Raw genomic sequence first — 2,364 nt, 5'->3', positions numbered from 1 at the left:
TGTCGGCGTACACGTGAACGTACACAGCCGCGTACGGATGAACGTGCTCAGTTCTTGATGCGGTGAGGTCGGCGCGTCGGCAGTCTGCTCCTGTGTCTTCGGGGTGGCAGAGAGGCGGCTGACGGTGGTTCTGGACCCGCATCGCTGGCTGGAGTTGAGGCGCTTCCGCGGCCTTTACGAGTCCGGGGCGATGAGTCTGTCGGAGATCGCCAAGGCGACTGGGCTGAACCGTCGCACGGTCAGTAAGTACCTGTCGGGGCAGGCGCCGGTCGCGCCGCCGAAGCGGGCGCCGAACGGGAAGCCGAAGGCTCGGGTGGTGGATGAGGTCGCGCCGCTGATCGACGCGATGCTGCGGGCCGAGATCCTCATCAAAGGGGCGGTGGTCCACGAGCGCCTGGTCAAGGAGTACGGCTTCACCGGCAATTACCAGCGTGTGAAGATCTACCTGCAGGAAGCCCGGCCCCGGATCGCGGACGAGCTGGGCATCAGCTCTGGTGAACTCGCGGGTCTGCACCGCCGGTTCGAGGTCGTCCCCGGTGCTCAGGCGCAGGTCGACTGGGGCGACGAGGGCAAGGTCCTCGCCCATGTCGGCATCCCGAAGGTCTATTCGTTCCACATGACCTTGTCCTACTCGCGTGATCCGTTCTGCTGCTTCACCACCAGCCAGGACCTGGCGACGTTCTTCGACTGCCATCGCCGCGGGTTCGCGCACTTCGGCGGGGTGCCGATGACGATCGTCTACGACCGCACCAAGACGGTGGTCCGTCGCCACGTCGCTCCTGGTGAGGCGGTTCCGCTGCATCCGGAAGCGGTGGCCTTCGCCGGGCACTACGACTTCGACATCGACGTCCTGGCCGCCTACCGCCCGACCGGGAAAGGACGGGTCGAGCGCCAAGTCCTGATCGTCCGCGATCATGTTCTGGCGGGCCGGGCCTTCTCTTCAGTCGGGGAGATGGACGCCGCGTTCACCGCCTGGGTGCCGATGCGGCGGGCGAAGGTCCACGGCACCCACGGCGAGGTCATCGGCCATCGCGCCGTCCGTGACCACATGGCCCTTCGGCCGCTGCCACAGACACCGTATGTGGTCGCCCAGCGGCATCTGCGGCACGTCGGCAAGGACTGCCTGGTCGCCTTCGACGCGAACCTCTACTCGGTGCCGGCCCGCAGGGTCCGTGCCCGTCAGCTGGTCGAGATCCGGGCCACAAGGTCGCAGATCAGCCTGCACTCCACCATCGCCGACGCCAACGGCGAGACCCTCCTGGCCGTCCACCCGCGGGCTGTTGGCCGCGGCGCCCGCATCGTCGACGACAGGCACTGGGACGGCCTGCCCAAGGGCGACAACCGGCGCGTCACCACCGGCGACTTGATGCCCCAGCCCCGCCACCAGGACGCCCTGGGCGAGGAAGCCGGACCGCTCAAGGCCCTGCTGAACAGGTCCGCCGCCAGCCGCATCGAGGTCAGCCGGCGTCCGTTGTCGGTCTATGACGAGCTGACCGGCACCCGCCCCTTCACCACCAATTCGACGACGAGGGAAGCCCGTTGAGCCAGCTGGTTACCGCCCGCATCCGCAGCACGGCCGCCAAGCTCGGCCTGCCCCACCTGGCCGAGAGCCTGAACCAGTACGCCGAGCGGGCCGAGGAGGGCAAGCTCGGCTACCTCGACTTCCTTGACCTGGTCCTGGCTGAAGAGCTTGCAGTCCGCGATGACCGGCGTTTCCGGCAGGGCCTGCGACTTTCGAAGCTGCCGCACCACAAGACGCTGGACGACTACGACTTCTCCTTCCAGCCCGAACTCGACCCGCGCAAGGTCAAGGACCTGGCCACCCTCTCGTTCATCGAAGCGAAGGCCAACGCAGCTCTTCTGGGCCCGCCGGGAGTGGGCAAGACACACCTTGCCGTCGCCCTGGCCGTCGCGGCCTGCCGGGCCGGGTTCTCGATCTACTTCACCACGCTCGACGACATGGTCCGCCAGCTGAAGACCGCCGAAGCCGCAGGCCGGCTGACCAGCAAGCTCCGTTCCTACCTGCGGCCCAGCGTTCTCGTCGTCGACGAGGTCGGCTACCAGCCCCTCGAACGCGCTGAGGCGAACCTGGTCTTCCAGGTGATCTCCAAGCGTTACGAGAAGGGCTCGATCATCCTGACCTCGAACAAGACCTTCAGCGAATGGGGCCAGGTCTTCGGCGACGAAGTCCTCGCCACCGCGATCCTCGACCGCCTCCTGCACCACTGCGACGTCATCGCGATCAACGGCCCCAGCTACCGGCTGAAGAACCGACTCGCCGCCATCGAGCGCGAGACCGACGTTGCCTGAGAGCTGAGCACGTTTATCTGTACTTGGCTGAGCACTTCAGGGAGTACGCGGACA

At 66.9% G+C, this 2,364-nt stretch carries 2 protein-coding genes; both read left to right on the top strand.

The window, feature by feature from the left end:
• The first annotated feature begins 103 nt into the window (after positions 1–103).
• Entirely contained in the window at positions 104–1,543 is a 1,440-nt protein-coding gene (gene istA / locus ACN6LB_RS45730) for an IS21 family transposase (RefSeq protein WP_445031086.1), read from the top strand.
• Positions 1,540–2,310, top strand: coding sequence for an IS21-like element helper ATPase IstB (gene istB, locus ACN6LB_RS45725; RefSeq protein ID WP_327579963.1), 771 nt, complete (start codon positions 1,540–1,542; stop codon positions 2,308–2,310). Before istA ends, istB begins: the two co-directional genes overlap by 4 nt.
• The last annotated feature ends 54 nt before the right edge of the window (positions 2,311–2,364 follow it).

The sequence above is a fragment of the Streptomyces sp. SAS_270 genome (genome assembly GCF_052543295.1).
This window is presented reverse-complemented; position numbering and strand designations above follow the sequence as displayed.